This is a genomic window from Microbacterium faecale, assembly GCF_014640975.1.
GTDB lineage: Bacteria > Actinomycetota > Actinomycetes > Actinomycetales > Microbacteriaceae > Microbacterium > Microbacterium faecale.
Genome location: NZ_BMHO01000001.1, coordinates 1,335,387 through 1,361,646, shown reverse-complemented (window position 1 = coordinate 1,361,646; position 26,260 = coordinate 1,335,387). Strand labels below are relative to the sequence as shown.

27 protein-coding genes are annotated in these 26,260 nt (G+C 66.6%); 11 read left to right on the top strand and 16 right to left on the bottom strand.

The window, feature by feature from the left end; all coding sequences use genetic code 11:
- Nucleotides 1–15 precede the first annotated feature (15 nt).
- Nucleotides 16–270, bottom strand: a complete 255-nt coding sequence (locus IEW87_RS06455) for an alpha-ketoglutarate decarboxylase (RefSeq protein WP_188711444.1) — start codon at nt 268–270, stop codon at nt 16–18.
- Nucleotides 267–869 carry a sigma-70 family RNA polymerase sigma factor gene (locus tag IEW87_RS06450; RefSeq protein ID WP_188712680.1) on the bottom strand — a complete coding sequence of 201 codons (603 nt, stop codon included), beginning with the start codon at nt 867–869 and terminating at the stop codon, nt 267–269. Before IEW87_RS06450 ends, IEW87_RS06455 begins: the two co-directional genes overlap by 4 nt.
- A gap of 110 nt (nt 870–979) precedes the next feature.
- On the opposite strand from IEW87_RS06450, the gene aroA reads away from it, so the two are divergent.
- From aroA to IEW87_RS06425, 5 genes are all read left to right on the top strand, one after another.
- On the top strand, nt 980–2,317 hold the full coding sequence (gene aroA / locus IEW87_RS06445; RefSeq protein WP_188711443.1) for a 3-phosphoshikimate 1-carboxyvinyltransferase: 1,338 nt from the start codon (nt 980–982) through the stop codon (nt 2,315–2,317).
- A 2-nt stretch (nt 2,318–2,319) separates the two neighbouring features.
- A complete protein-coding gene (gene rsgA, locus IEW87_RS06440) occupies nt 2,320–3,360 on the top strand; it encodes a ribosome small subunit-dependent GTPase A (RefSeq protein ID WP_188712679.1) in 1,041 nt (346 codons plus the stop codon).
- 80 nt (nt 3,361–3,440) lie between these two features.
- Complete coding sequence (locus IEW87_RS06435; RefSeq protein ID WP_188711442.1) at nt 3,441–4,556, top strand: hypothetical protein; 1,116 nt, start codon at nt 3,441–3,443, stop codon at nt 4,554–4,556.
- A 14-nt stretch (nt 4,557–4,570) separates the two neighbouring features.
- Nucleotides 4,571–5,044: a thioredoxin-dependent thiol peroxidase gene (gene bcp, locus IEW87_RS06430; RefSeq protein ID WP_188711441.1), complete on the top strand. Its 474-nt coding sequence runs from the start codon at nt 4,571–4,573 to the stop codon at nt 5,042–5,044.
- A gap of 125 nt (nt 5,045–5,169) precedes the next feature.
- Nucleotides 5,170–6,090: a cation diffusion facilitator family transporter gene (locus IEW87_RS06425; RefSeq protein ID WP_188711440.1), complete on the top strand. Its 921-nt coding sequence runs from the start codon at nt 5,170–5,172 to the stop codon at nt 6,088–6,090.
- A 10-nt stretch (nt 6,091–6,100) separates the two neighbouring features.
- Here IEW87_RS06425 and IEW87_RS06420 read toward each other — a convergent pair whose 3' ends face one another.
- Nucleotides 6,101–6,727 carry a trimeric intracellular cation channel family protein gene (locus IEW87_RS06420; protein WP_188711439.1) on the bottom strand — a complete coding sequence of 209 codons (627 nt, stop codon included), beginning with the start codon at nt 6,725–6,727 and terminating at the stop codon, nt 6,101–6,103.
- 166 nt (nt 6,728–6,893) lie between these two features.
- Here IEW87_RS06420 and IEW87_RS06415 point away from each other — a divergent pair, with 166 nt between their 5' ends.
- The gene (locus IEW87_RS06415; RefSeq protein WP_188711438.1) at nt 6,894–8,012 is read left to right on the top strand and encodes an alcohol dehydrogenase family protein; all 1,119 of its coding nucleotides are present in this window, start codon (nt 6,894–6,896) and stop codon (nt 8,010–8,012) included.
- Complete coding sequence (locus tag IEW87_RS06410; RefSeq protein ID WP_188711437.1) at nt 7,999–9,045, top strand: proline racemase family protein; 1,047 nt, start codon at nt 7,999–8,001, stop codon at nt 9,043–9,045. Before IEW87_RS06415 ends, IEW87_RS06410 begins: the two co-directional genes overlap by 14 nt.
- A gap of 39 nt (nt 9,046–9,084) precedes the next feature.
- Here the strand turns inward: IEW87_RS06410 and IEW87_RS06405 are convergent, their stop codons facing one another.
- Together IEW87_RS06405 and IEW87_RS06400 are read right to left on the bottom strand one after the other, a co-directional pair.
- Nucleotides 9,085–10,518, bottom strand: a complete 1,434-nt coding sequence (locus IEW87_RS06405) for a glycosyltransferase (protein WP_188711436.1) — start codon at nt 10,516–10,518, stop codon at nt 9,085–9,087.
- Nucleotides 10,519–10,794: 276 nt separating this feature from the next.
- A complete protein-coding gene (locus IEW87_RS06400; RefSeq protein ID WP_188711435.1) occupies nt 10,795–11,409 on the bottom strand; it encodes an SAM-dependent methyltransferase in 615 nt (204 codons plus the stop codon).
- Nucleotides 11,410–11,500: 91 nt separating this feature from the next.
- Between IEW87_RS06400 and IEW87_RS06395 the strand changes: the two genes are divergently transcribed.
- Nucleotides 11,501–12,094: a helix-turn-helix domain-containing protein gene (locus IEW87_RS06395; protein ID WP_188711434.1), complete on the top strand. Its 594-nt coding sequence runs from the start codon at nt 11,501–11,503 to the stop codon at nt 12,092–12,094.
- Between the two features lie 21 nt (nt 12,095–12,115).
- On the opposite strand, the gene IEW87_RS06390 is transcribed toward IEW87_RS06395, so the two are convergent.
- The 3 genes from IEW87_RS06390 to IEW87_RS06380 form a co-directional block, all read right to left on the bottom strand.
- Complete coding sequence (locus tag IEW87_RS06390) at nt 12,116–13,087, bottom strand: alpha/beta fold hydrolase (protein WP_188711433.1); 972 nt, start codon at nt 13,085–13,087, stop codon at nt 12,116–12,118.
- Nucleotides 13,080–13,301 carry an AbrB/MazE/SpoVT family DNA-binding domain-containing protein gene (locus IEW87_RS06385; protein WP_188711432.1) on the bottom strand — a complete coding sequence of 74 codons (222 nt, stop codon included), beginning with the start codon at nt 13,299–13,301 and terminating at the stop codon, nt 13,080–13,082. The genes IEW87_RS06390 and IEW87_RS06385 overlap by 8 nt, the downstream gene beginning before the upstream one ends.
- A gap of 98 nt (nt 13,302–13,399) precedes the next feature.
- Nucleotides 13,400–14,935 (bottom strand): MFS transporter, encoded by a 1,536-nt coding sequence (locus IEW87_RS06380; protein ID WP_188711431.1) that lies wholly within the window; start codon nt 14,933–14,935, stop codon nt 13,400–13,402.
- A gap of 30 nt (nt 14,936–14,965) precedes the next feature.
- Here IEW87_RS06380 and IEW87_RS06375 point away from each other — a divergent pair, with 30 nt between their 5' ends.
- Nucleotides 14,966–15,658: a TetR/AcrR family transcriptional regulator gene (locus IEW87_RS06375; RefSeq protein ID WP_188711430.1), complete on the top strand. Its 693-nt coding sequence runs from the start codon at nt 14,966–14,968 to the stop codon at nt 15,656–15,658.
- 61 nt (nt 15,659–15,719) lie between these two features.
- The gene (locus IEW87_RS06370) at nt 15,720–16,055 is read left to right on the top strand and encodes a DUF6804 family protein (protein ID WP_188711429.1); all 336 of its coding nucleotides are present in this window, start codon (nt 15,720–15,722) and stop codon (nt 16,053–16,055) included.
- Between the two features lie 136 nt (nt 16,056–16,191).
- Here IEW87_RS06370 and IEW87_RS06365 read toward each other — a convergent pair whose 3' ends face one another.
- From IEW87_RS06365 to IEW87_RS06335, 7 genes are all read right to left on the bottom strand, one after another.
- Complete coding sequence (locus IEW87_RS06365) at nt 16,192–17,271, bottom strand: aminopeptidase (RefSeq protein WP_188711428.1); 1,080 nt, start codon at nt 17,269–17,271, stop codon at nt 16,192–16,194.
- On the bottom strand, nt 17,268–18,785 hold the full coding sequence (locus IEW87_RS06360; RefSeq protein ID WP_188711427.1) for an FGGY-family carbohydrate kinase: 1,518 nt from the start codon (nt 18,783–18,785) through the stop codon (nt 17,268–17,270). Before IEW87_RS06360 ends, IEW87_RS06365 begins: the two co-directional genes overlap by 4 nt.
- Nucleotides 18,782–19,915, bottom strand: coding sequence for an ABC transporter permease (locus IEW87_RS06355; RefSeq protein ID WP_229730989.1), 1,134 nt, complete (start codon nt 19,913–19,915; stop codon nt 18,782–18,784). The genes IEW87_RS06360 and IEW87_RS06355 overlap by 4 nt, the downstream gene beginning before the upstream one ends.
- A gap of 3 nt (nt 19,916–19,918) precedes the next feature.
- Complete coding sequence (locus IEW87_RS06350; protein ID WP_188711426.1) at nt 19,919–20,950, bottom strand: ABC transporter permease; 1,032 nt, start codon at nt 20,948–20,950, stop codon at nt 19,919–19,921.
- The gene (locus IEW87_RS06345) at nt 20,947–22,449 is read right to left on the bottom strand and encodes a sugar ABC transporter ATP-binding protein (protein ID WP_188711425.1); all 1,503 of its coding nucleotides are present in this window, start codon (nt 22,447–22,449) and stop codon (nt 20,947–20,949) included. The genes IEW87_RS06350 and IEW87_RS06345 overlap by 4 nt, the downstream gene beginning before the upstream one ends.
- Before the next feature lie 58 nt (nt 22,450–22,507).
- Nucleotides 22,508–23,545 (bottom strand): autoinducer 2 ABC transporter substrate-binding protein, encoded by a 1,038-nt coding sequence (locus tag IEW87_RS06340; protein ID WP_188711424.1) that lies wholly within the window; start codon nt 23,543–23,545, stop codon nt 22,508–22,510.
- A 148-nt stretch (nt 23,546–23,693) separates the two neighbouring features.
- Nucleotides 23,694–24,473: a DeoR/GlpR family DNA-binding transcription regulator gene (locus IEW87_RS06335; RefSeq protein WP_188711423.1), complete on the bottom strand. Its 780-nt coding sequence runs from the start codon at nt 24,471–24,473 to the stop codon at nt 23,694–23,696.
- A gap of 114 nt (nt 24,474–24,587) precedes the next feature.
- Here IEW87_RS06335 and IEW87_RS06330 point away from each other — a divergent pair, with 114 nt between their 5' ends.
- Nucleotides 24,588–25,409, top strand: a complete 822-nt coding sequence (locus IEW87_RS06330) for a BtpA/SgcQ family protein (protein ID WP_188711422.1) — start codon at nt 24,588–24,590, stop codon at nt 25,407–25,409.
- Between the two features lie 57 nt (nt 25,410–25,466).
- On the opposite strand, the gene IEW87_RS06325 is transcribed toward IEW87_RS06330, so the two are convergent.
- The gene (locus IEW87_RS06325) at nt 25,467–26,114 is read right to left on the bottom strand and encodes a hypothetical protein (protein ID WP_229730987.1); all 648 of its coding nucleotides are present in this window, start codon (nt 26,112–26,114) and stop codon (nt 25,467–25,469) included.
- Nucleotides 26,115–26,260 lie beyond the last annotated feature (146 nt).

The window sequence follows — 26,260 nt, the reverse complement described above, 5'->3', positions numbered from 1 at the left end:
CACAGGATACGCGCGTCAGTGCGGCTCCGCCTGCACGATCCGGAGAGTCGTCATCACGCGCGCTCGCAGGTCGTCCGGCGCCATCTCGTCCGAGCAGGCGCGTTGCACTGCCAATGTCAGCGTGCGCGCAACGGTCTCCTCGTTCTGACACTCGGCGCAGTTCTCGATGTGCTCTCTGATGTCGGTATGCGCGGTCTCGCAGCAGTCGAGCTCTCCGCGTACGAACGCTTCGAGATCCGCACGGGTCTTCTCACATCCGCAATCGCTCACTTGTCTTCTCCTGTCTGTGCCGCGACGATTCCTCGCTCCGCCGCGTACCCCCGCAGGCTTTCCCTCAGCAGTCGCCGGCCACGGTGCAGGCGACTCATGACGGTGCCGATCGGGGTGTCCATGATGTCGGCGATCTCCTGGTAGGCGAATCCCTCGACGTCAGCGAGGTAGACGACCATCCGGAAGTCCTCTTTCAGTTCCTGAAGTGCGTCCTTGACCGCGGAGGCGGGCATGCGGTCGATCGCCTCCGCCTCGGCGGAGCGCCGGGACGACGACGTGGTCGACACCGCGCCGCCGAGCTGCCAGTCCTCGAGCTCGTCGATCGCGCCCTGGTACGGCTCACGCTGACGCTTGCGGTAGCCGTTGATGTACGTGTTCGTGAGGATCCGGTACAGCCAGGCCTTCAGGTTGGTGCCCTGTGTAAACCGTCCCCACGCGGCGTAGGCCTTGACGAACGTGTCCTGCACGAGGTCGGCCGCGTCCTGTGGATTGCGCGCCATGCGCATCGCGGCGCCGTACAGCTGGTCCATGTACGGCAGCGCCTGCTCCTCGAATTGGGTTCGAGGATCGGTGCTCTCGGGGATCTCGGCGTCATCCATCACCGGCAAGCCTACGTCGAGGACCACGTCAGCGACCTCGAGGGGTCGTGCGATCCGTACGGCCACGCTCATCCGTCACCTCTCCCTGGGGTTCACTAAGGTAGAACGCGATGAGCACCCGAGGGTATTCCCCCACATCCACATCCGCGGCAAGCGCGCCCCGCGGCCCGTTCGACGCGCCTGTGGCCTCGAAACCGCTCGACGCGAGCGTCACGGTGCCCGGATCCAAGTCACTGACCAACCGCGAGCTGGTGCTCGCGGCGATCGCCGATGGCCCTGGGCGCATCGCCGGTCCCCTCCTCTCCGCCGACTCGCGACGGATGGGCGACGCCCTCCGCGCGCTCGGCGTGACGATCGACCGCGTTCCGGGCGACAGCCCGTTCGGCCACGATGTCGAGGTGACACCGCCGCGTACGCTGCGCGGCGGGTGCGAGATCGACTCCGGGCAGGCGGGAACCGTGATGCGGTTCGTCGCGCCGCTCCTCGGCCTGGCCGAGGGCGACGTTCACATGACGGCGGATGACAACTCGCTGCACCGCCCCATGGGAACGATGATCAAGGCGCTGCGCGACCTCGGCGTCGACATCGACGACGGGGGCAACTGGAGCCTCCCGTTCACGGTCCACGGCCGCGGCCAGATCCGCGGCGGCGAGCTCGAGATCGACGCCTCCGGGTCGAGCCAGTTCGTCTCCGGCCTGCTGCTCGCGGCGCCGCGCTTCGACGTCGGACTGCACCTGAAGCACACGGGCAAGCGCCTGCCGAGCATGCCGCACATCGACATGACCGTGGAGTCGCTCTCGCGCCGCGGCGTCCTCGTCGAGCGGCCGAGCGCCGGCGAGTGGATCGTCCCGGCGACCACGCCGCGCGGCAAGACCGTCTCGATCGAGCCCGACCTGTCGAACGCCGCACCGTTCCTGGCCGCCGCCATGGTGGCCGGCGGCTCCGTGACGATCCCCGCGTGGCCCGCGCACCCGACGCAGCCGGGCGGCCAGCTCACCGAGATCCTGTCGCTGCTCGGCGCGCGCGTCACCCGTCGCGGCGGCGCCGTCACGGTCACGGGCGGCACGCGGATCCACGGCGTCGATCTTGACTTGTCGGCCGTCAGCGAGCTCACGCCGACCCTCGTCGGCATCGCCGCGTTCGCGGACTCGCCGTCGTCGTTCACCGGCATCGGCCACATCCGCCAGCACGAGACCGACCGCATCGCGGCGCTCGTGGACAACCTCCGCGCGCTCGGTGGCGAAGCTCACGAACTCGACGACGGGATCCGCATCGTGCCCGCGCCGCTGCATGCCGGCACCTGGGAGGCACGCCACGACCACCGCATCGCGACGACCGGCGCCCTCGTCGGTCTGCGGGTGCCCGGCGTCGTCGTCGACGACATCGGGACGACCGCCAAGACGATGCCGCAGTTTCCGGCCCTCTGGCAGCAGATGCTCACCGGGTGACCATGAGCTGGTGGAGCGACGTCGACGACGACGATGACGACGAGATCTACGACGAGTCCGCCATCCGGGTGCGCCCGAACCCGAAGGCCAACCGACCGCGCACGAAGCGCCGGCCCGCCCACGAGGACGCCATCATCGGGCGCGTGCTCGGCGTAGACCGTGGCCGATACCGCGTCCTGATCGACGAGAAGGACACCACGGAGCGCGAGGTCATCACGGCGCGCGCCCGCGAGCTGCGGCGGACGCCGATCGTCACGGGCGATCGCGCGCGCGTGGTCGGCGACACCTCCGGAGACGAGGGGACGCTTGGCCGGATCGTCGGCATCGAGGAGCGCACGTCGCTGCTGCGACGCTCGGCCGACGACACCGATAACGTCGAGCGCGTCATCGTCGCCAACGCCGACCAGATGCTGGTGGTCGTTGCGGCCGCGGATCCGACGCCCCGCCCGCGCCTCGTCGACCGCTATCTCGTGGCCGCGCTCGACGCGGGGATCCGCCCGCTCCTGGTCGTGACGAAGACCGACGTGGCCGATCCGGAGGAGTTCCTCACGCACTTCGAGGGCATCGACGACCTCCGCGTGTTCCGGTCGTCGCCGCAGCACGTGCCGATCGACGAGATCGGCGCGGCGCTCGTCGGCCATTCGACGGTGTTCGTCGGGCACTCCGGCGTGGGGAAGTCGACGCTCGTGAACGCACTGGTGCCCGACGCGGACCGTGCCACCGGACACGTCAACGAGGTGACGGGACGCGGACGCCACACGTCGTCGTCGACGGTCTCGCTGCGCTTCCGTTCGGAGGCCGGCGACGGCTGGGTGATCGACACCCCGGGCGTGCGATCGTTCGGGCTCGGACACGTCGACCCTGACAACATCCTCGCGGCGTTCGGTGATCTCGCCGACGTCGCCGAGCAGTGCCCGCGTGGCTGCACCCATCTCCCGACGGCCCCGGACTGCGCGCTCAACGAGTCGCCCGACGTCTCGCCGGCTCGCCTGTCCTCGTTGCAGGGCCTGCTGGAGACGTTCGCCCACCGCGACGAGCACTGACGCCCGCTCGCCAGATTCCATCACCTGTTGATTTCTCGGGTATGGTCGATCGCTGTTTGTGTCACGCACCTGGAGGTCCCATGAACATCCGCGCCCGTCGCACCGCAGCAGCGGCCCTGACTCTCGCTCTCGCCGCTGGCCTCGCGTCGTGCAGCCTGTCACTTCCGCTCCGCGACGCCGTGACGGAGGGCTCCACCGGTGAGACGGCGGAAGCGGCCGCGGTCGATGCCTCGCTGCCGGCCGCAGAGCCGGACCTCGCCGGCACGACCCAGCTGCTCGGCGACGTCGAGCTGACGGAGATCGACGCCGGCGCCGAGAGTGGCGTGCATGCACCGGGCCTCGCCGTTCAGATCACCCACGCGGGAGTCGTCCCGACGATCAGTGCTGCGGTGTACGAGGACCTCACCGGCGACGCACTCGACGCAGACGAGGACGGCGAGACCCCAGCGGAGGTCCGCGCCGCCGACGGGTACGCGCTGCTCGTCAGCCGCTACGAGACCATGGACCCGGAATGGGAGCCGCGCGGATCCGCACCCCGCACGGACGTCGTCGTCAAGTCCCCGGGAGCGGACGGCATGCAGCTGCTCAGCACGTCGAATAACGACGCCCGCAGCATGGGCACGATCGTAATGAGCGTGCCGGAGGACCACTCCCCCGAGGACGCCCTCATCGAGATCGAGACCGCCGACGCGCGCCAGTCCGTGAGCCTCGTGGACGGCATCCGCATCGACAGCGACGTCCCGCACGCCTACCCCGGGCCGCGTGAGGTCACGCTGACGAACGCGGAGAAGCTCGACACGACGTTCGAGCATTGGATCTCCGGGCCGGCGACCGTGCAAGGCCAGGTCACCGGTGCGATCGCCACGCCGTACCTCGATGCCGGGCGCGGCCAGGGCGACGGCTGGGCCGCGCCCGAGCAGATGTATCTTGCGATCGACGTCGACTGGCACCTCAGCGAGTCCGCGACGTACGACGAGACGTCCATCCGGCTCGAGGCCCCGGACGAGCAGGTCTTCCAACCGATCAACGACCCGAAGGGGCTCACGGACGTGTTCGAGCGCGCCGCCGTGTTCCAGATCCCGATGGACGTCGCCACGGCGACGGTCGTGATCGAGTCGGCCTACCGCAACGGTGTGCTGAGCGGCGCGAAGCTCATCGAGTTCGACCCAATTCGCACAGAGCTCGAGCTCGGCTGAGTAGGCTGGCACAGATGACTGACACGCGCCTCGAGGCAGGATCCCCCGCACCCGACTTCTCGCTGCTCGACCAGGACGGCACGGCCGTCTCGCTCGCCGACTTCCGCGGTCGCAAGGTCGTGCTGTTCTTCTACCCGGCGGCCATGACCCCCGGGTGCACCACCGAGGCCTGCGACTTCCGCAACTCCCTCGCATCGTTGCAGGGCGCTGGCTACGACGTCGTCGGCATCTCGCGCGACGAGCCCGCGAAGCTGAAGCAGTTCGCCGAGCGCGACGCGCTGACGTACCCGCTTCTCAGCGATCCGGACCGCACGGTGCATCTCGCGTACGGCGTCTGGGGCGAGAAGAAGAACTACGGCAAGGTCGTCGAGGGTGTCATCCGCTCGACGTTTGTCGTCGACGAGGACGGGAAGATCGCGTTGGCGAAGTACAACGTCAAGGCGACCGGTCACGTGGCCCGGATCCGAAAGGACCTCGGGCTCGACTGACGCGCCGCGGCGCCGCTCAGGTCGCTGTCGATAATGGTTCTGATTTACCCTCTCATCAGGACTTGAGCACAGCAGTCTCTCCGGTCGCCCCGGTATGCTCGACGGCGAGAAGAGAGGGGGCCTGCGTGGGTGCTCATCATCCTCCGGGCGCCGCGGTCGACAACCGCGCTCGCCTCGCGATCGCGTTCGGTCTGACGTTCGCAGTCTTCGTCGCGCAGGCGATCGGATCCGTCATGACCGGCAGCCTCGCACTGCTCACCGACACGGCGCACATGCTCACGGATGCGGCCGGACTCGCCGTGGCATTCGTGGCCGCGACGCTCATGCTGCGACCCGCGAGCTCGACGCGCACGTGGGGGTTTCGACGCGCCGAGGTGATCGCCGCGCTCGCCCAGGCGGCCCTGCTCATCGTCGTGGGAATCTACAGCGCGATCGAGGGCATCCGGCGGCTGGTGGATCCCCCGGAGGTGCCGGGAGTCGGACTGCTCGTGTTCGGCGTCGTCGGCCTCACGGCGAACGTCATCGCGATCGCGGTGCTCACGACTCAGCGCAACGCGAACGTCAACATGCGCGCGGCCTTCCTCGAGGTCGTCAACGACGCGCTCGGATCCGTCGCCGTGATCGTCGCGGCGATCGTCATCGCGACGACGGGCTTCCTGCGTGCCGACCCCATCGCGAGCCTCGTCATCGCCGCGCTCATCGTGCCGCGGGCAGCCATCATCGTCCGCGAGACGATGCGGGTGCTCATGGAGTTCACCCCCGTCGGCCTCGACCTCGACGACGTGCGGCGCCACCTGCGCGAATTGGAGCACGTCACGGACGTGCACGACCTCCACGCGTCGACGGTCGGGACGGGACTGGCCACACTTACGGGTCACCTCGTCGTGCGCGACGAATGCTTCACCGACGGCCACGCCGCGGAGGTCCTCGACGCAGCGAAGCGATGCGTCGCCGAGCACTTCGACGTGCGCATCGACCACACGACCTTCCAGATCGAGACCGAGCAGATCCGGGCGAGCGAGCCAGACTCGATCACCCACCCCTGAGCCGAGACCGTCACGGCTCTTCGCTGCCGCGAGGCGGGCTCGCGTGCGGGATCCGCCACTTGAAACGCAGCGACACGACGCGGAACAGGAACACGAACGCCGCGACGGCGAAGCCAGTGAGCGATGAGTGCCAGCCGAGGACCCAGAGTCCGACGAGGAGAGCCGCACCAAGAATTGCGGGGACCGCGTAGAGGTCGTTCGGGTTGAACAGTTGCGGATCACGGTTGGCGACCACGTCCCGCAGCAGTCCGCCGCCGACCGCGCTCGTGACGCCGAGTACGATGGCCGCGATCGGGTTCAGGCCGGCGCTCAGGGCGATGACCGTGCCCGTCGTGCAGAACAGGCCGAGCCCGCCGGCGTCGAACACCAACAGCGTGCGCCGGAAGCGCTGCACGCTGGGCGCGATGGCGAACACGAGCAGCGCCGCGAGGACCGGCGGCAGCAGGTAGACCGGCTGGTCGAACGCGACGGGCAGGCGTCCGATGATCACGTCGCGGATGACGCCGCCGCCCAGCCCCGTCAGCGCGCCGAGCAGCAGGGATCCGACGAGGTCGTAGCCGCGACCGACGGCGAGCAGACAGCCCGAGATCGCGAAGAAGAACGTGCCGAACAGGTCGGCGATGAGCGCCCACGTCATGGTCGCGCTCCGTCAGCCGCCGTCACCACGGCGCGCCTCACGCCCACCCCGCCGATCGTCTCCATGCTCCCCAGACTGGCCGTCGCCGGTCTCGGGCGCAACACCTCATCCGGGGCATGCCTGATAGCTATTCCGTGCGGGCGTCCGCGCCCCTACACTCGGTCTCATGATGGCCGAGACCACCGCGATTCCCGCGGAGATGAAGGCCGTGCAGCTCGTAGGGCACGGCGGTTTGGAACAGCTGGTCTACCGGGACGTGCCGACACCGGCACCGGGCCCGGACGAAGTGCTCATCGACGTCCACGCGTGCGGTATGAACAACACCGACGTGTGGGTGCGCGAGGGCGCATACGGCACCGAGACCGACCCCGCGTCGGTCTCGACCTGGCGACGCGGGCGATCGACGCTCGAGTTCCCGCGGATCCAGGGAACAGATTCTGTCGGCGAGATCGTCGCAGTCGGGTCAGGCGTTTCGCCCGACCGCATCGGCGAGCGCGTCATGGTCGATTTCAGTATCTACAACAGGCCCGAGGGCGACGACAGCCTTGCCGACATCGACTACATCGGTCACGGGCGCGACGGCGGGTACGCGGAGTACCAGGTGGTGCCCGCCGCCAACGCGCACGAGATCACGGCCGACATCTCCGACGCCGAGCTGGCGACCTTCTGTTGCGCGTATCTCACGGCAGAGCAGATGTTGGAGCGCGCGCGCGTCGCGCGGGGCGATCGCGTGCTCGTCACGGGCGCCTCGGGCGGCGTCGGATCCGCGATCATCCAGCTCGCGCGGGTGCGCGGCGCGGTGCCGTACGCCGTGTCGAGCCCCGGTAAGGAGGATGCTCTGCGGCAGATCGGCGCAGAGGACGTGATCCTGCGCGGCGGTGACCTCGTGACCGACGTCGAACGCGTCGTCGATGGCCCCATTGACGTCGTCGCGGACCTCGTCGCGGGGCCGATGTTCAACGACCTGCTGCGGATCCTGCGCCCGGAGGGCCGATATACGACGGCGGGCGCGATCGGCGGGCCCGTCGTCGAGCTCGACCTGCGCACCATGTACCTGAAGCAGCTGCAACTGAACGGGTCGTCGCAGGGCACCCGCACCGATTTCCGCCGCCTGGCGGGCTACATCCAGACCGGTGAGATCCGCCCGCTGCTCGACCGCACGTTCCGCCTCTCAGACTTCCACGATGCGCAGCGGACCTTCATGGACAAGTCATTCATCGGCAAGCTCGTCGTGGTGCCCGACCGGCACTGGGAGCGGATCGGAGCACCCCATGCAGGATCGTGAACGCACCCTGACCCTCATCGACACGCAATCCGGAGGCGACGTCAGTCGCATCGTCCTCGACGGCGTCGGTCCGCTCCCCGGCGCCACCGTGTTGGAGAAGGCGCGCTACCTGCAGCACGAGGGCGACGGACTGCGCCGACTGCTGCTCTCCGAACCCTACGGGGATCCGGCGATGTCGGTGGATCTGATCGTCGAGCCGAGCCACCCGGAGGCCCAGGCCGGCTACATCATCATGGAGGCGATGGGCTACCCGCTGTACTCCGGATCGAACACGATCTGCACGGCGACGGCCCTCCTGCAGAGCGGGACGATCCCGATGCAGGACGGACGGCAGGAGATCGTCCTCGAGTCCCCGGCGGGCCTGGCACGGATCACGGCAGAAAATTCCGGCGGCCGAGTCCGTTCGATTACGACCCGCGGCGAGCCCGCCTATGTCGCTGACGAGGGGCTGAGCGTCGAGGTGCCGCACTACGGAACCGTGCGGTTCGATCTCGTCTGGTCTGGCGCCTACTACGCGGTGATCGACGCCACGGAGCACGGCTTCCACCTGACCTCGGAGGAGCAGATCGCCCTGACGGCCTTCGGCGACGCGTTCGTCCGTGCCGCCCGTCCCGGCCTGAAGGAAGAGCATCCGGAGCTCGGCGCGGTCGGGCCGCTTCCGTTCGCGCACTTCCGAGGGCCGGTGACGGCGATCGGCGACGGCAGATACGAGTCACCGTCGGCGACATACGTGCACCCGGGGGTGCTCTGCCGCTCCCCCACCGGGACCGGAACCTCGGCGCGGCTGGCGCTGATGGCGCAGCGTGGCGAGATCCGCGAGGGCGAAGCACTCGAGACGATTTCGCCGCGCGGCAACCGCTTCCTCGGAAAGGTGCTCGGCCGTGCGCGCGTCGGCGAGTACGCGGCGCTGCACTCCACGATCACCGGGTCAGCGAAGATGATCGCTCATTCGCAGCTGACGGTGGACCTCGATGATCCGCTCGTTGACGCCAGCGACCTCGAGCACGTCCTGTCGCCGCCCGTGTCGGTGTGACGGATCGGAGACGCCGTCGGCGTCGGGGCGGGAACGGGCTCACGAAGCGCTGAGAGTTTCACGGTTGCGCTTCCTGGCCACGTCCAGTTCCTTCGCCCACAGTGGCACCGTGGCCTCGTCACGGTATTTCTCAGCCGTGCGACGCGCGGCTTCCCGCATCTGTGTCACCTGACGCGGTGGCATTCGCTGGAGTCGGAGAATGGCGCGCGCCAGCCCGGGAAGGTTGCCGCGTGTGATGAGGAAGCCGTTGCGACCGTGCTGGATGAGATCGGCGGGCCCGTAGCGGATGTCGTAGGCGATCGGAATGCAGCCCGCGCTCATGGCTTCGAGCAGCACGAGCCCGAATCCTTCCGAGCGTGAGGTCAGGAGCAGGAAGGACGCCGAGGAGAGCCGATCACGTGCGTCGCGGTCGTATCCGTGCAGCCGGATCGGCCCGTGTCGTTCTGCATCCGAGATGAGCCGTTCGAGTGCGGGGCGCTGCGGTCCGCCACCGTAGATGTCGAGCGAAACGTTCTTGTCGAAGCGGCGAGCGAGCCGTACCGCGCGTACGGCGTGTTCTGGGCGCTTGAGTCGCGACAAGGCGCCGAGGACGATACCGCTACTCGGCGAACGTTCCCACCCAGGCGGCGTCGACATGACCCGACTGTTTGGGATGACGCGGAGGTTTGAGCGGCGTCCGAACATGAGGGACACGTCGCGCCGCTGCCGATCGGTGAGAAAGACGACCGCGTCATAGCCGTCGAGATGGCGAAACACTTCCGCCCGAGACGGTCGCAGCCTGCCCCAGGGTCCGATGCTGCCGGCGAGATGGGAGCCGTGGATGACCGCCATCGTCGTGCGCCGACGACGTCTGTAGGTGTGCAGGAATCGGGACACCGGCTTGCTGTCTGCGATGAGGTAGCAGTCCTCGTCTCCCGCTGTGAGCTGGTCGAGCCAGTATCGGTACAACGCCCACTTGCTCCCCCAGGAACGCGCCGGCTGACCGTCCCCGTCGCAGAGGACCACCGAGCGGCCGCCCCGCGTGCCAGCTTCGGTCGTGTCCTGACGGTCGCTGACGAGAAGAGAGCCGTCCGGTCGGTAATAGTCGGTCTGCAGCACGGTCTTCCCATCAGCGGCCAGGCGGCTTCGCTGCAATTCCATGCCACCGCGGTGCACAGAGCGGTACGACCGGTCCGCACCGAGTGGGGTGAACGCCCGTTGCGACGCGCCCAGGGGCGAAGCCGAGGGTACGACGTCGTGCTCACGCAGCCACTCCCAGAGGTTGGTGAGCCGCATTCCCGGCAACATCTCGCCGTTGGCGAGCAGTCGGCGCTGGATGTCCGCGTAGTCCGGGCCGTCCTTGAACGTCAGGATCTCGACCGGGACGGCACCGAGCCGCACGAACGCGCGTGAGCGGTGCAGCATCGCGCTGGTCAGGCCCCCGTAGTTGTCAGGGATGGTCCACGTCAGCGCGAAGAACCTCCCCTTCGGCAATGATGTCGACCCATTCGGCGCCGCGCTCATCGATGCTGGCCGTTCGCAGATCCGTGCCACTCGCTCGGATTCGATTCGGACGTGTTCATCACGCGAGCATTCTGCGTGCGTTCGCGCGTGCGCGATAGGGGGTTGCGCGAGGCCCGCCTCACTGTTCACCGGGACGGCGCGGCACTCCGCGCCGGACTCCGAGGAGCGGCGGTGCGGCGCGGATCGTCGATGACGTCGGCGGGAGCGAGGGTTCCGAGTGATGGTGGGGTGGTCATAGGGTTTCCTTCATGCTCGACGGCGGGCGCGGACGATCACGTCGCGCAGGGAGACGACGCGGTGGCCGGGTCGGAGAGTGCGGGTGTTCTCGTATCGCGATTCGATCCGCCACTCCGGTGCCAGCAGCAGCCGGGTGATGTCGGACAGCGTCGCGACGGCGTCGGCGGGGTGGTCGCCGTCGTGGTGGCGGTGGCCAGCGGCGTGGGCGATGATCAGCAGCGTCCCGCCGGGGGCGACCCAGGAGGCGATGCGCTCGTAGAAGGCCAGCTGACCGCTGTCCGGATGCGCATAGCTGGTCGTCACCAGGTCCCACGCGCGCCCGGGTTGCCACCGGCTCAGGTCAGTCTCGACCCACTCGATTCGGTCGCTGAGGCCCGCCGCGTTCGCCCGAGTCGCCGCGGTGTCGAGCGCGTTCCTCGAGATGTCGGCGCCGGTGACGCGCCAGCCCCGCCCGGCCAGCCACGTGGCCTCGGCCCCGGATCCGCAGCCCGCGTCGAGAGCGGTTCCGATCGGAAGAGACGATGTCTCTGTCCCGAGGGCGGGATGCGCGGCAAGCCGGTGACCCCGGCCCGTCGCCGCCGGATCCCAATGGTCTTCCCAGTACGTTTTGTCGAATCGCGGCATGTTCGTGCTCCTGTTCTCCGCCGGGTCAGAACAGGATCGCTTCCCCATCACCGTATTGGCAAACATTCTTGCCAAATGGCAAACTGACGAGATGGACAACGCATCCGACCAGACGCTCGACGCCGTCGGCCCGCGACTCAAGCACCTTCGCCTGCGGCGCGATGTGACGCTCACCGCGCTCGCCACGGCGACCGGCATCTCGACGAGCACGCTGTCGCGACTCGAGGCGGGCGTGCGACGGCCGACGCTCGAGCAGCTCCTCCCCCTTGCCCGCTACTACGGCGTCACGATCGACTCCCTCGTCGACGCCCCGCGCACCGCGGATCCGCGGATCGACCTGCGACCGATCGCCTGTAAAGACGGCTCCGTCATCGTTCCGCTCACCCGCCGCCCGGGAGGGATCCAGGCGTTCAAGTTCGTGCTTCCGACGGGAAGCGACGACGCGATCCCCGACCTGCGCTCCCACGAGGGCCACGACTGGGCGTACGTCCTGAACGGCACGCTCCGCCTCGTCCTCGGCGACCACGACCTGCGCCTCCACACCGGCGAAGCGGCCGAGTTCGACACCCGCACGCCCCACTGGTTCGCGGCCACGAGCTCGGGACCGGTCGAGTACCTCAGCCTCATCGGGCGTCAGGGGCAGCGGGCGCACGTCCGCGCGACGACCGACCGCCCGTCGCGATGACGCCAACCTCCGGCCGCGGGGTCAGCGGCAGCGCTTCGCCAGCCCCTCGAGCGCCGCGACGTAGTCCCGTGGCCGCTCGAAATGCACGAGGTGGCCGCCCGAGATCGTCACCAGCTCGGCGTCGGGGAGTGAAGAGATCGCGCGAGAAGCGTCATCCACATCCATCGCCGCCTTGAGGACGCCATCCGCGTCATATGACGTGCCGTTCTTGTCGTACCACCAGCGCGTATGGATCAGCGTCGTCGGCACAGATACCGCCCGCAGCGCCGCCTCGGTATCGAACCCGTCGTACCAGGCGCCGACCTGCCACGCGCGGCCGAAGGCCGGGTCGTACTCGACCATGCCCTCGAACCACACGTCGACGGCGCGCGGCAGGAACCAGATCCGCAAGGGCCGGCCCGGGTGTCGATCGACCCACCGCAGCGCCCAGCGCGTGAGCCGAGCCGCGGCCTTCCCGAAGAATGAGAAGTAGTCGGCGTGCTCGAGGTAGTAGCGCTGGAACTCGGCCTCCGGCTGCTCGCGCACGTATGCCTCCGCGATGCGATGCAGGACCCCGCCGGTCGTGCTGTCGCCGCGCGGCATGGCCGACGAGAAGAGCGGCGGATCCTCGAGCAGCAGTCCGCGGACGAGGTGCGGGTACGCGGCCGCGATCGCGAGCGCCAGCACGCCGCCCGAGGAGTGACCGGCCAGCAGGACGGGATCGTCCGTCACCTGTTCGATCGCCGCCGCGAGCAAGGCCGCGACCCCGACGCACGTGTATTCGTCGGCGGGCAGGTTGTCGGATCCGCCGTGACCGGGCACGTCGATCGCGATGACCCGGTAGCGCACAACCAGGTCCGGAAGCACGCGGCGATGGTCCTGCCAGCGCGCCGCCTGGCCGTGCAGCAGCACGAGGGGCGGACCGTTGTCGGGCCCCTCGGCGACGTTGAGGGTGTACTCGTCGACGGTGATGTGCCGCTCACCCATCAGCACGCCGCGTGCGCCCCTACTCATCGACCCGGATGGTCGGCATGACCGTGTCGATGAAATCGCGGAACGGCTCCTGACGCACAATCGCGATCCCCTGCGCTTCGTCCGCGAGGAGCAGGAGGGAGGATCCGGGCTCGATGCCGAACATCGCGCGCGCCTCCTTCGGAATGACGATCTGCCCCTTGGGGCCGACCTTCACGATGGCCGCGAACTTGTCTCCTGGCGCTGTGACACTCATATCGTCTCCGCCCGATTCGTAAAAGTAACTCTAGTTATACTAGTAGTACCGAATCGGGTCAAGAGACCTCAGAACCCCACGCGATGTCGGCGCAAGCATCAGCGCCTGCCGAACGCGACCGCGATGATTGCGGCCGCAACTCCCGCCAGCACCGCCGAGATGAGCGCGTACACCATGAACCCATTCGCCGTCGCATCTTGCACCAGGTCGACGAGCGGTGGAGCGCCCCCGGCAGACGCGCGGGCGACGGCGAACGCCTCGTGAATACTCGAGCGGAGCGCGGCGCCAATCTCTTCGGAGAGGCCGGTGGGAGCGAGCCGCTCGAGCGACTCGCGGAAGACGACGATGCCGACCGTCCCACCGATGGCGATACCGAGTGCCGTGCCGAGTTCACCGCCGACCTCCTGCGCTGCCGCGGCGGACCCGACGCGGTCCTCGGGAGCGCTGGAGATGATGGCATCGCTGACCAGCGCCAAGGCCGTTCCATGACCGAGGCCGATGACCGCCACCGCACCGACGAGCAGTGCGGTCGTCCCGATGGCGACTGCGCCGGCGGCGAGGACACCGCCGAGCGCCACGACCAGCAGCCCGCTGAAGATGACGCTCGATGACCGAAAACGGCGAACGAGCGCCGGGGCAATCAACGAGCCGAGAATCTGCGCCCCGATGTACGGCAACGTCAGCACGCCGGCGATGAACGGGGTGAAACCTCCGACCCACTGCAAATGCTGCGTGAAGAGGAAGAACAACCCCACGACGCCGACACCGGTGAGCAGGAGCGTCAGCAACGCCGCCGTGACGCGTCGGTCCTTCAGAAGCGCAAGATCGAAGAGCGGATCCGCCAGCCGTCGCTGTCGGCGCACGAAAGCCGTGATCGTGACGGCCCCCGCCACGACGAGAATCCAGGGAAGCCACGACGACGTCGGCGCGGTCCGCCCGTCGGTGCCGGCGACGATCTCCTGCAGTCCGGAGACCACGGCCAGCATCCCCGCGACCGAGAGCCCGACACTCAGCACATCGACGCGACCCGCCTGAGGCTGGCGTCGCTCAGGGAGCGCGAACCGACCGAGCGCGACGAGCACCACCATCGGCGGCACATTGATCAGAAAGATCGCTCCCCACCAGAACGCCTCCAGGAGTGCTCCTCCAAGAAGTGGGCCGATCGCGCCGCCGACGGTGAACGCGCTGAGCATGATCGCGATGGCGAGGCGTCGACGATCATCATCGGGAAACATCTCGCGCAGCAACGAGAAGAGCGACGGCATCAAGGTGGCACCGGCGACGCCGAGCAGCGCTCGAGCGAGCACCAGCGATATGGGAGACCACGCGAAGGCGGCGACCATCGAGAGCGCTGCGAAGGCCAGCGCTCCCCAGAGGAGCAGCCGGCGCGCGCCGACGCGGTCGGAAACCCTTCCCATCGTGACCAGAAACCCGGCGATCAGGAAGCCGTACGCGTGAACGATCCAGAGCGACTCGGTCGCCGTCGCACCGAGATCCCCGGTCAACGTCGGAACGGCGAAGAAGAGCGCCGTGAGGTCGCTCGCGACGGCCAACATCGGTGCGACGAGCAACGCGAGACCCCACCACGCGCGCGTCCTCGGATAGGCGAGCACCTCATCATTTCGTTTCATCATGTCACGTAACGATAATGTTAGACTCGCTGAGTGTCCACCCCCTCCTCCAGCGCCGCCCAGACGGGTCGCCCACGGGACCGCCACCTCGACCACGCCATCCTCGCGGCGACTCTCGCAATCCTGGACGAATCTGGCTACCAGGAGCTGAGTCTCGGCGGCGTGGCACGACGCGCGGGCACGTCCCGCCCGGCGATCTACCGACGCTGGCCGGATCGAGTGCACCTCGCCCTCGCGGCGATCGGGTCGCGCCTGGAGGCCCCGCTCTCTCCAGACACCGGGTGCACGCTGTGCGATCTCGACGAGAGCTTCAAGGTCTTCCTCGTCGCGTACCGCCAGATCCGACCCGACGCGCTGAGCGCAATCCTTGCCGAATGCGCAGCGACTCCGGAGCTGCGGGCGCAGTACCTGGACACCCTGATCGAACCGGCGCGTCGCGCCGTCGGCCACACGCTCGATCGCGCTACCGCCCGCGGCGATCTGCGCCCGGACGCCGACCGGAATCTCCTCCTCGACACGGTCGGCTCGCTCGTGCACTATTTCGCCCTGTTCTGCGATCGCCACATCACTGACGCCGAAGCGGAGCACGCGATCGAGACGCTGCTGCGCGGAGCGGCCGTCGACTACGAGGCGCTCGTCGCCCACAGCCTCGCGTTGGAGGAGACCGAACCGCCCAAGGAATCGCACCACCGACACCACACATTCGACCCCTCTACCCTGGAGTGACATCCGCCGCCAAGACGGGGCTGCGCGCAGCCGGGACAGCACCACACGGAGGGACGCATCAATGAGCGAACGGAATCAGTCGGCGGCGGCTTATCAGCGCAACGCCCTGGCGCCGAGCATCCTCGCCGCAGCGGCGCTCTTCCTTGCGCCCGTCTTCATCGACGCCGGCTGGACGACGATCCTGCTCTTCGTCGTCGCGATCCTCTCACTCATCACGGCCTGGTTCGCGGTGCAGGCGAAGCAGTGGTGGTGGATCCCGATCTTCGTCGCGATCGCGGTGGTGTGGAACCCGGTGTTCCCGTTCGCCTTCTCCGGTCCGCTCTGGACGGCGGCACAGCCGGTCGCGGCGATCGTCTTCCTCGTCGCCGGGGCGATGATCAAGGTGCCCCAGCCGTAGCACAGAGCGAGGGCGCTCGACTCCGCAGCGCTGCATATCCTCGCCCAGGCGGTCTGATGGCCGTCCAAGATGACGATCAAACGGGCCGCCGTAGACACGATGGCCGAGCGCACCATCGGCGCGGGGATTCGCTTCCCTACCTCCGGGAGTAATCGCGCCTAAGCGTAGGCAAGACGTGACCGTGCTCAATGAGTGGCGTGTCGTCGGCGAGGAGACTGCCGCCACCGCGGAGGTCCTTGACGATATCCCAGTGGATCGCCGAGTCGTTGAGACCACCGCATTGCGGGTACGACCGCCCGAGCGCGATGTGCACTGTGCCGAGGATCTTCTCGTCGAGCAGAAGATCGCCGGTCAGCGTTGTCATCGCGGGATTGGTACCGATGCCGAGTTCTCCGACGGTACGCGCGCCGGGCGTGTCCAGAAGCCGCGTGACGAACTCGCCGCCCTCGTGTGCACGCGCGTCGGTGACGATTCCTCTCGCGAAGTCGAGCTCGAGCCCTGTGATGCGTGCTCCGCCGAACCAGAACGTGCCGGGGAACCGAATGTGACCATCGACGCCGTCTTCGATGGGAGCCGTCGCGACCTCCCCATCGGGCAGATTCGCTTCGCCAGCGAAAGGCACCCAGATACGGCCACGACAGTTGAGCGTGAGGTCGGTGTCTGAGTCTTGAATCTTCACCACCCGCGTCGCGCCGAGCTCTGCGCACAGTTCGTCTAGCGACCGGCGGTGCGCGGGCCAGTCGGCGAGAGTCGATGCAAAGAACTCCGCCGTCAAGTCAACGTCGCTCACCCCGATCTGCTCTGCCCACTCCGGACTCGGCACACGCACCAGGGTCCATCGCGTGTTCTGCCAGCGCGCCGTGGACACGGCACCCTTGCCTGCGCGCTGCAGACTGAGGCGACCTCCGTCGATGGTGTCGGGCGGCACGACCATTCCGCGGAACGACACATGGACATCGGCCCAGTTCATCGCCGCGAGCTCTAACGGTCCCGGCGTACCGAGAACGTCATCGGACGCGAAGTCAAGAGCGTCCCGGTCGTACATCTCGTCGATCAGTTGGACCTGTGGCAGACCTCCGCGGCGATAAACCTCGCGCACGAACGCTCCAGCAGCGTCGGCGACGGCAGTCGACGTCATGAATACGCTAACGCGCGTTCCCTCACTCACTTCATTCACTGTGGCGAGGTGGGCGGCCAGTTCGGGCCATCTGCTCATGCGTTCGTCCCATCGTCGTCTCGTCGCATTGCGCGCAGCGCACGGTATGTCGACAAGTACTCGTCGTGCGCGCGACGCAACGCCTCAACTGCTGGATCGGTGTCGGGCCGGGGGACAACGGTCGTGTTGACGGCGATCCACTGCTCGCGGACGTTCGTCTTCGTCGTCACACCGATGCCCAGCGCGGCGATAACGGCGTTGCCATACGCCGCGCCGACCGTCGAGGCGCAGTTCTGCTCGAAGCGGAGGAGATCACTGACCGCCTGCACGAGCACGTCGTTCTTCGTGCCGCCCCCGATCGCTACGACGCGGCGGGGTGGCATGTCGACGTGGCCATACGCGGCCACGGCAGCGGCGACCGAATGCGCAACTCCCTCGACGACAGCACGCGCGAACTCGGCGCGCCCTGTTGTCAGCGACAACCCGGTGAGAGACCCTCGCGCACCCGGATCATGGAACGGCGTGCGTTCGCCGCTCAAGTGCGGTAGATGCAGCGCTCCCCCTGAGCCGGGCTCGGCGGCGTGCACCAGCTCCATGAACCGGCCGAACATCGCCGTATCGCCGGCTCCGTCATCGAGTCCCAGCAGGCCCGCTGCCCAGCGTGTCGCCGTACCCGCGGTTGAGGTGCCCGCGGCGAGCACGTAAAGGCCAGGGAAGGCAAACGGCGCCGACCACAGGGTGTCGTCGACGACGGGCTCGGGCGTCACGCGGATCATATATCCACTCGAGCCGTACATGAGCATCAAGTCTCCGTCGTCGAGCACTGACGACCCGACTGCCTCGGCAACAGCATCCGTCGTCCCCACCATCACAGGCGTGCCTTCGGGGATCCCCGTCTCGGCGGAGCCTGCTGCCGTGACGAGCCCCGCGATGTCACTCGACCATCCGATGTCCGGCAGCTGGTCGACGCTGAGGACGTCATCGAAACCGTCAAGGTTCCAGCGCCGTGCGGACAGGTCGTAGAAGGGATGGTAGTATCCCGCAGTCGCGTGATCCATGACGACCTCTCCTGTCAGCTTGGCGACGAGGAAGCTCTGGCTCGTCATGTACCAGCGGGTTGCACGAGCGACATCGGATTCATTCTCTCGAATCCATGCGACCTTCGGACCGGCCGACTGGCTCGTGAGTGTGTTGCCGGACCGTCGCATGATCTCGTCGCGTCCCATGCGGCGCTCGAAGTCGACGATCTGGCGGGTGGCGCGCGTATCTACCCCGTACAGAATCGCGGGTCGCAGTGGATTCAGCTGTGCATCGACGGGAAGCACACACGGACCGATCGCACTGCACGCCACTGCGAGGATCCTGTGGCCGCCTGCGTTCTGCATCAGCTCCCGGGAAACGGCCGTGAAATCACCCCACCACACATCGAGGGCGTCGTGCTCGACGTGCCCCGGTCGCGGCGTACTGACGCTGTGTCGGGCGCGTGCCGTCGCGTGCACGACGCCGACAGTGTCGACAAGAACCCCTTTCGTCTCGTACGTGCCTACATCGATACCGATCAACAAGCCGGTCACGTGCTCTTCACCTCGTCGAATCGCTTCTTCGTGTCGTTTCCCACGCCGGAGAGCGACGCGATATTTCGGGTCTGGGTCGACGGAACGTATCGGCCCCGACGTCGAAATCTGACCTGGTCGAACACCATGACGCCGATGAGGATGACACCCTGAGCGATCGAGTACTCGTACGAGGAAAGCCGGATTGCGTTGAAACCCGATTGCACGACCTGCAGGACGAGCGTGGCCAGCACAACACCGGTCACCGTTGCGAACCCACCCATCGGATTCGTTCCGCCGAGGACGGCGATGACGATCACGAGCAGAACATACGAGGTGCCGTAGTCGGCGCTCGCCGTAGGATTACGCGTGACAAACAGCACGCCGGCGAGGCCTCCGAGGAGTCCCGTCGTAACGTATGTCCCGTAGAGCACGGAGGCGCTGCGGATCCCGGAGTAACGGGCGGCTGCGGGATTCGACCCCTGCAGCTGCGTCTTACGCCCGAAGGGCGTGCGGCCGATCAGCACGCCGATTGCGATTGCAACGACCACGAAGATCAGGAATAGAACAGGGATGCCAGCGACTGTCGACTGGCCCACTCCCCCGAGGATTTCGGGCGCGCCGTAGAGGGTCCTGCCGCCTGTCCACACGATGGCTAGTCCGTTGAAGATCTGCATCGTCGCGAGCGTCGCGAGGATCGGCGCAATTCCAACGGTGCTGATCAGCACCGCGTTGATGAGACCTGCTCCGACGCCGACGGCGACGCCGACGACGACAATCATCCCACCGAGAGACTCGGCGAGCGCGGGGTCGCTCGCAGCGAGCCCCGCGTACATCGTGCTGATCGTAATGGCCGTGAGGTTCGCGATCGAGACGAGCGACAGGTCGATTCCGCCCGTCAGCATCGCAAGTGTCATCGCAATAGCCAATAGTCCGACCTCGGGCGCAGACACCATAATGTTCTGCAGGTTCAGCGGATTGAGGAACACCCGGGGATTGAGAGCCGCGAACACCCCGAACGCGATGACGAGAAGCAGGACCATCCGACCGATTCCGCGGTCGACGTGAAGGTTCGCGATCCAGGTCCGCACAATATTGTCGACGCGCGAATTGAGCACCCCGAGTGAGCTCCCCTGAGAACGAGTAGGCATGGGCTACACCTCCGCTGTGTCGATGACGAATGTGCGACGCGACGCACGGCGAGCCGAGATGGCCTGGATGCCCACACCGACGACGAGCAGAAGCCCGACAGCAGCGCGTTGCCATGCCGTGGGCACGCCCATGAGGAGGAGGCTGTTGTTGATCAGCTGCACCAGGACCACTCCGAGGACGGTTCCGAGTACTGAGCCCCGGCCGCCGAAGACGGACGCGCCTCCCAAGACGACTGCGGCGATCACGTCGAGTTCGGTACCCATGATGTCCTGCGGGTTCGCGTTGCGGTTCAAGATCACATGAATGAGCCCGCCGACCGCAGCGATCGCGCCGACCAGGACGTAGAGCATGATCTGGAACCGCACGACAGGAAATCCGGCACGTCGCGCAGCCTCCGTATCACCGCCGATCGCATAGATGCCGCGACCGAACATCGTCCTGCGCAGCACCCAAGCGGTCAGCAGAACGAGGACGGCCACCGGCACCACGAGCAGGTGCAGGTAGGAGCGGCTGCCCTCGAGGGCGATGAGATTCGCCGTCGAGAGGCTCGCCATGCTGGCGGGTAGCTCAGCGATGTACCTAGAGCCGACGTACACGAGCAGGATGCCGCGGAAGATGCCCTGGGTCGCAAGGGTGACGATCAGCGTCGGTAATCTGAACCGGGCGATGACGGCGCCGTTGACGGCGCCCAGGGCTGCCCCGACGAGGCACGCGAACACGAGAACTCCGATGATGCCGGGGTCGAACTGCCCCGCCTGGGCGAGATGGACTGTCGTATACGCGGCGAAGATCGCGATTGCGGCGAACGATACGTCGATGCCTCCGGAGATGATCACGAGCAACACTGCGATGGCGAGCACAGTGGGCACGAGTGCCGAACGCACGATCGAGAACAGCGTGTGGACAGTGAAGAACGAGGGGCTCACGATGCTCATCACGACGACGAGCACCAGGATGATGATCGCCAACATCCCTTCGTTGTTCGCCCCGGCGAGGCGTGATCCGAGCGACCGGGCACGTGTTGAGGACGTCATGCCGCCATCACCTCCTGAATGTGCTGTTCGTCGATCTGCTCGCCGGCGAACTCGTCGACAATCGACCCCCGACGCACGATGAGCACCCGATGGCAGATCGACACGAGCTCTGGCACGTCGTCGGAGATCATGACGACGCCCATGCCCTCGCTAGCCGCCTGACGCAGGAGAGTGAGGATCTCGCTCTTCGAACCGACATCGACACCCACAGTGGGCCCATTGAGAATGAGAATCTTCGGCTTCATGGCAAGCCACTTCGCGAGGACGACGCGCTGTGCGTTGCCGCCGGATAGCGATCGGACGGGCGCAGCGACGCTTGGCGCCTTGATCCTCAGCCGCGTGAACAGCGTCGAGATCGTTTCGGCGATGCGCTTCTGACTGAGCACGATCTTGCCACGCGCGTGTTTGTCGAGCGAAGCGGCAACGATGTTGTCAGCGATCGACTTCTCCAGGAAGAGTCCCTGCGTCAGCCGGTCTTCGGGCACGTATCCGATCCCGGCCGCGATCGATGCGCGGATGCTGCCGGGGCGCAGCTTCTGTCCGTTGACGGCCACAGTCCCTGATTCGGGTTTGAGGAGGCCGAACAGCGCTTCGACGATCTCTCCCCTTCCCGAACCGAGGAGCCCCGTGATCCCGATGATTTCGCCCGGGGCCACGCCGAAAGTGACGTCGTTGAATGCCCCGGGGAGCGTGAGCTTCGACACAGTAAGCAGCTTGGAACGAGCGTCGGCAACGTCATTGACGAGTCGCGCGGCATCGACTTCACTGCCGGTCATGGCGACGGTGAGCGAGGCGATGCTGTAGTCGCGAGCCGACCCGCTTGCGACGAGCTGGCCGCTGCGGAGTACCGTGATGTCGTGCGAGACCTCGAGGACCTCATCGAGTTTATGGCTGACGAACACGAGCGCGACATCGCGTTCCTGCAGTGTCCGCACGAGCGCGAAGAGCCGCTGCACCTCCGAACGCGTGAGCGCCGTCGTCGGCTCGTCCATGAAGATGATGCGCGCGTCCTGCACCAGTGCCCGACAGATCGCGGTGAGCTGGCGATCGGCAACGGAGAGCGTTTCTACGTCAGCGTCTAAGTTCAGCGCGAGCCCGAGCTCGTCGACGATGCGTTCGGCATCGGGGCGGCTGCGCGCCCGATTGAACATCTTCTTCCGCGCGGCAATCGCCGCCGGAAGGACGATGTTCTCCGCAACGGTGAGATTGGGAAAGAGTGAAAAGTCCTGGTAGATGACTTGAATGCCTGCGCGGAGCGCACGAGCAGGGGTCATGCGGCTGATCACCTCGCCGTCGATGACGATCTCGCCGGCTTCCGGCGACTCGACGCCGCTGATGATCTTGATCAGCGTCGACTTTCCGCTCCCGTTCTCGCCAGCAAGACAGTGCACGCGACCCGGCAGGAGCGTCATCGACACTTCGTCGAGTGCTGTGACGCCGCCGAACACTTTGACGATGCCGCGCACCTCGAGAACGGGCGGGTGATTGCGATCGGGCATAGTTGTCCTTTCGGTGGTGGAGCACGCACGGCCTCCACCACCACGCGGTGGGCGAAGGTTAGAAGTCGAAGTCTGCGACGTTGTCCGCGTCGACTTCGATTGCCGCGTCACCGACGAACACGTTGTCGAATCCATCGAGTTTCGACAGCGACTCGTACCCCTCGATCCCGAGGTCCGTCCCCTCCTCGATCGTCTCGCCGCTCGCAAGCAACTCAGCGATCTTCAACTGCGCTTTGCCCGCGAGCGCAGGATCCCAGAAGAACGCCTTGTCGATCGATCCGTCCTCGAGGTACTTCTCCGCGACAGACGGAATGCTCGTACCCATCACGCAGACCCGGTCCTCGAGTCCGGCCTCCTGCACCGCTCGAGCGATGCCGGCGATGTCCGTCCCGGCCGATCCCTGGAATCCTTTGAGGTCCGGGTACTTCGAGAGCAACTCCTTAGCGCGCTGGTACGCAACGTTCTCGTCTTCCTTGCTCTCGATGGGGTCCTCGACGCGCGCCATGTCCGGGTACTCGGCCTCTTGACGTTCGAGCGCACCGCCGACCCATTCCATGTGGGTCTTTGCGGTCAACCCTCCGACGAACGAGACGTACTCTCCCGATTCCTCCATGCACGTGGCGAGACTGTCGATGATCTGTGCGCCGTAGGCTGTGTTGTCGAAGGCTTCAATGTCGATGTCGGCGTTCGTGATGCCAGCGGCCTCGTGCGTGACCACGATCATCCCCTGCTCCCGCGCCTGCTCGAGGACCGTCTCGAGCGCTTCCGGTGCGTTCGGAACGACAGTGATGGCCGTCGGTGCCTGCGGAATGAGGTCCTGGATGATCTGGATCTGCTTCTCGGGACTGGCGTCGTCAGCGCCTTCCTGACGGGCGTCGATACCGGTCTCCTCGGCGAACTCGTTGACACCGATCTCCATGCGGTCGAACCACCCGACGCCGGTGACCTTGACGACCGTGACCATCGTCATCTCCTCCGGCGATACCTCTTCACTGTCGCCGTTTCCCTCTCCACTGCCGCCGACGGTGCCGCAACCGGCGAGTGGAAGTAGGGCGACAGCCCCGAGCGTCAGACTCGGGACAAGTTTGCGACGCATGTGCACTCCTTTGTGTGAGATTCCCTCAACTCATTGGCGAGTCGGGATTAAGTTACAACCTCATTGGAACCTAAATGCACCTGTGCCAACTTGTCAACGAGGTGCGTGCATGTGAATTTACAACAATGAAGTAACGGGACCGCCAGCGTCAACGCGCTGGCACGCACTGTACAGCGACGCCCGCGGCACGGAACCCAGAGAGAGCAGGGGTCTCAGGATCGCCGTCGGTGACAAGCGCCGTAATCTCACCAGGCGCCGCAACGTTCATCAGTTGGACTCGCCCGAGCTTCGATGCGTCGGCAACCACGAAGACGCGATCCGCGGCCTGAATCGCGGCTTTCTTCACCGCACCTTCCTCGGCGCTGTAGTCAGAGAGACCGCGCTTGCCGTCAACCCCAGCAACACCCATCACGAACACGTCACAGTTGTACTCCGCGAGTGACGCCACCGAGGGAGCACCAATGAGGCTCAACTCCCCGGGGCGCACCATTCCCCCGGTCATCACGATTTTCGTGTTCGGCTCGTCGTGCAGCTCCAGCGCGACGAGGATGCTGGGCGTGATGATCGTGAGCCCAAGCCCCCGCCCCTTGATCGCGCGCGCGACGGCGAGGACGGTGCTACCACTGTCGAGAACGACAGTCTCGCCCGGATTCAACAACTCAATGGCGGCAGCGGCGATATGCGCCTTCTCCCGCGCGCCCGTCAAAGCACGCGACGTAAACGTCGGCTCGGATGCCTTTCCCCGCGCCGCGATCGCGCCACCCACGACGCGCCGGACGCTGCCCTTCTCTTCAAGGAGTTCGATGTCCCGACGGATCGTCATCTCCGAGACATCGAACTCCAGCGCCAGCGTACGAAACTCCGCTTCTCCGTCCGCAAGCACCCGCTGCTCAACGCGGGCACGTCGTTCCTGTGCCTCCATGGCCATGGCGTACTCCTCTCCGATCCGGCACGGATCGTTGCTTGTGTTATTTGTTCACTTGTGATTAGGTTCATGTGAATTCATACCATCGCCTCAGCATGAGAGTTGAAACGAGGAACAATGACCAACTGGCTGCCCGATGTCTTCCCGTCGCCGAAACCCGTCGTAGGGATGCTTCATCTCTCTGCGCTTCCCGGCGATCCAGGCTACGACTCCGCGGCCGGTGTCTCCGCGATCGTCGATCGTGCCAAGCGCGAACTGGATGCCTTGCAGAGCGGAGGTGTCGATGGCGTACTGATCTCGAACGAATTCAGCCTCCCCTACCTCACCGACACCGAACGGATCACATCCGTGACGATGGCCCGTGTGATCGGAGAGCTGGGCCATGACCTCGCGGTGCCGTTCGGGGTGAACGTCCTCTGGGATTCCCGTGCATCGATCGACCTCGCTGTCGCGACGGACGCTGCGTTCGTGCGTGAGATCTTCACCGGCGTGTACGCGAGTGACTTCGGTTTGTGGAACACCAACGTCGGTGAGGTTTCGCGTCATCGTCATCGCATCGGAGCAGCGAACGTGAAATTGTTCTTCAACATCGTTCCGGAGTCCGCCGCATACCTCGCCCAGCGCGACCTCTCAGCGATCGCGCGCTCGACGGTCTTCGCGACGCTCCCTGACGCCCTGTGCGTCTCGGGCCTCACTGCCGGCGCTCCGACCGATACGCAGTCGGTGTCTGTCGTGAAGCAGGCTGCCGGCGACGTTCCCGTCTTCGTCAATACCGGCGTGAAGGCAGAGAACGTGGCTGACCAGCTCTCCGTCGCCGACGGTGCGATCGTCGGCACCTTCTTCAAGAGGGACGGAAAATTCGAGAACTCCGCCGATCTGTCACGCGTCGAAACACTCATGGCGGCGGCGCGGTCGTACCGCGTCGGGATCGCGGCGTAACAGCCACCAACAGGCGCGCCATCGTCGTGCCGGACGACGCTGGCGCATGCTTGCACATCAGGCGAGCACCGTCGTCCACGCATCGACCGTGCGGCGCAGCTTCGGCACGACGGCGTCGTCACGCATCTCGTGAGCCGGGATCACTTCGATCAGCATCGGATTGTTTGTCCAACCAGCGTCCCTGATCGCTGCGGCGACGACCCGTGGATTCACACCGACGTCCGGATCGACGCCGTCGAAGCCGTCGTGCATGTCCACGCCGGGACGTGAGTATTGTAGCTGCAACATCGGCGATGAGCGCCACGGTGCCTCGAACCACCGGGTAAGCGGGTCGTCATCGACCTCAGTCATCGCGATCGGATGCCCGACATCGAGGCAGAGCTGCCACGGCGTGGATGACATCGCGAGCGCACGCTCGATCTCCAGTGCGTCGTCGCACGACGCGCCCGGCTCCCTCCCGACAGCCATGTTCTCGAACAGCAGACTTGAAACGCCTTCGACCGTCGCCCGTGCGGACAACCGAAGCATCCGTTCGTGAAGCTCATCGAATGCGGCGGCACGGCGCGCGGGGTCAGCGGCCGTCGGGACCGAGAGTGCACCGATGTGCCCACCGACGGACGTCACGCCGACGGAACCGCCGAGCTCGATCAGCGCGCTATACCAGGCTTCGGCTAGAGTACGTGCCTCGACGTCGTCACTCAGCAAGAGGCTCGTCGAATAAGCGGCGAGACCTGTGAAGATTGAGTGCAGCTCGACCCCCACACGCTCCGCCACCGCGGCGAATCGCCGGACGTAGGCTTGCGCTTCCGCGGATCGAGGATCGGCGAGCGGGAGGTTATCGACGCTGAGTT

Bases quoted from the DNA above. Each gene is read 5' to 3' on its own strand.
- IEW87_RS06410 (WP_188711437.1), top strand. From the start codon at position 7,999: ATGCAGGATCGTGAACGCACCCTGACCCTCATCGACACGCAATCCGGA.
- IEW87_RS06355 (WP_229730989.1), bottom strand. From the start codon at position 19,915: ATGCCTACTCGTTCTCAGGGGAGCTCACTCGGGGTGCTCAATTCGCGC.
- IEW87_RS06350 (WP_188711426.1), bottom strand. From the start codon at position 20,950: ATGACGTCCTCAACACGTGCCCGGTCGCTCGGATCACGCCTCGCCGGG.
- IEW87_RS06415 (WP_188711438.1), top strand. From the start codon at position 6,894: ATGATGGCCGAGACCACCGCGATTCCCGCGGAGATGAAGGCCGTGCAG.
- IEW87_RS06400 (WP_188711435.1), bottom strand. From the start codon at position 11,409: ATGCCGCGATTCGACAAAACGTACTGGGAAGACCATTGGGATCCGGCG.
- IEW87_RS06340 (WP_188711424.1), bottom strand. From the start codon at position 23,545: ATGCGTCGCAAACTTGTCCCGAGTCTGACGCTCGGGGCTGTCGCCCTA.
- IEW87_RS06385 (WP_188711432.1), bottom strand. From the start codon at position 13,301: ATGAGTGTCACAGCGCCAGGAGACAAGTTCGCGGCCATCGTGAAGGTC.
- rsgA (WP_188712679.1), top strand. From the start codon at position 2,320: ATGAGCTGGTGGAGCGACGTCGACGACGACGATGACGACGAGATCTAC.
- IEW87_RS06365 (WP_188711428.1), bottom strand. From the start codon at position 17,271: ATGAGCAGATGGCCCGAACTGGCCGCCCACCTCGCCACAGTGAATGAA.
- IEW87_RS06435 (WP_188711442.1), top strand. From the start codon at position 3,441: ATGAACATCCGCGCCCGTCGCACCGCAGCAGCGGCCCTGACTCTCGCT.
- IEW87_RS06345 (WP_188711425.1), bottom strand. From the start codon at position 22,449: ATGCCCGATCGCAATCACCCGCCCGTTCTCGAGGTGCGCGGCATCGTC.
- IEW87_RS06330 (WP_188711422.1), top strand. From the start codon at position 24,588: ATGACCAACTGGCTGCCCGATGTCTTCCCGTCGCCGAAACCCGTCGTA.
- bcp (WP_188711441.1), top strand. From the start codon at position 4,571: ATGACTGACACGCGCCTCGAGGCAGGATCCCCCGCACCCGACTTCTCG.
- IEW87_RS06395 (WP_188711434.1), top strand. From the start codon at position 11,501: ATGGACAACGCATCCGACCAGACGCTCGACGCCGTCGGCCCGCGACTC.
- IEW87_RS06450 (WP_188712680.1), bottom strand. From the start codon at position 869: ATGGATGACGCCGAGATCCCCGAGAGCACCGATCCTCGAACCCAATTC.
- IEW87_RS06420 (WP_188711439.1), bottom strand. From the start codon at position 6,727: ATGACGTGGGCGCTCATCGCCGACCTGTTCGGCACGTTCTTCTTCGCG.
- IEW87_RS06380 (WP_188711431.1), bottom strand. From the start codon at position 14,935: ATGATGAAACGAAATGATGAGGTGCTCGCCTATCCGAGGACGCGCGCG.
- IEW87_RS06370 (WP_188711429.1), top strand. From the start codon at position 15,720: ATGAGCGAACGGAATCAGTCGGCGGCGGCTTATCAGCGCAACGCCCTG.
- aroA (WP_188711443.1), top strand. From the start codon at position 980: ATGAGCACCCGAGGGTATTCCCCCACATCCACATCCGCGGCAAGCGCG.
- IEW87_RS06390 (WP_188711433.1), bottom strand. From the start codon at position 13,087: ATGAGTAGGGGCGCACGCGGCGTGCTGATGGGTGAGCGGCACATCACC.
- IEW87_RS06335 (WP_188711423.1), bottom strand. From the start codon at position 24,473: ATGGCCATGGAGGCACAGGAACGACGTGCCCGCGTTGAGCAGCGGGTG.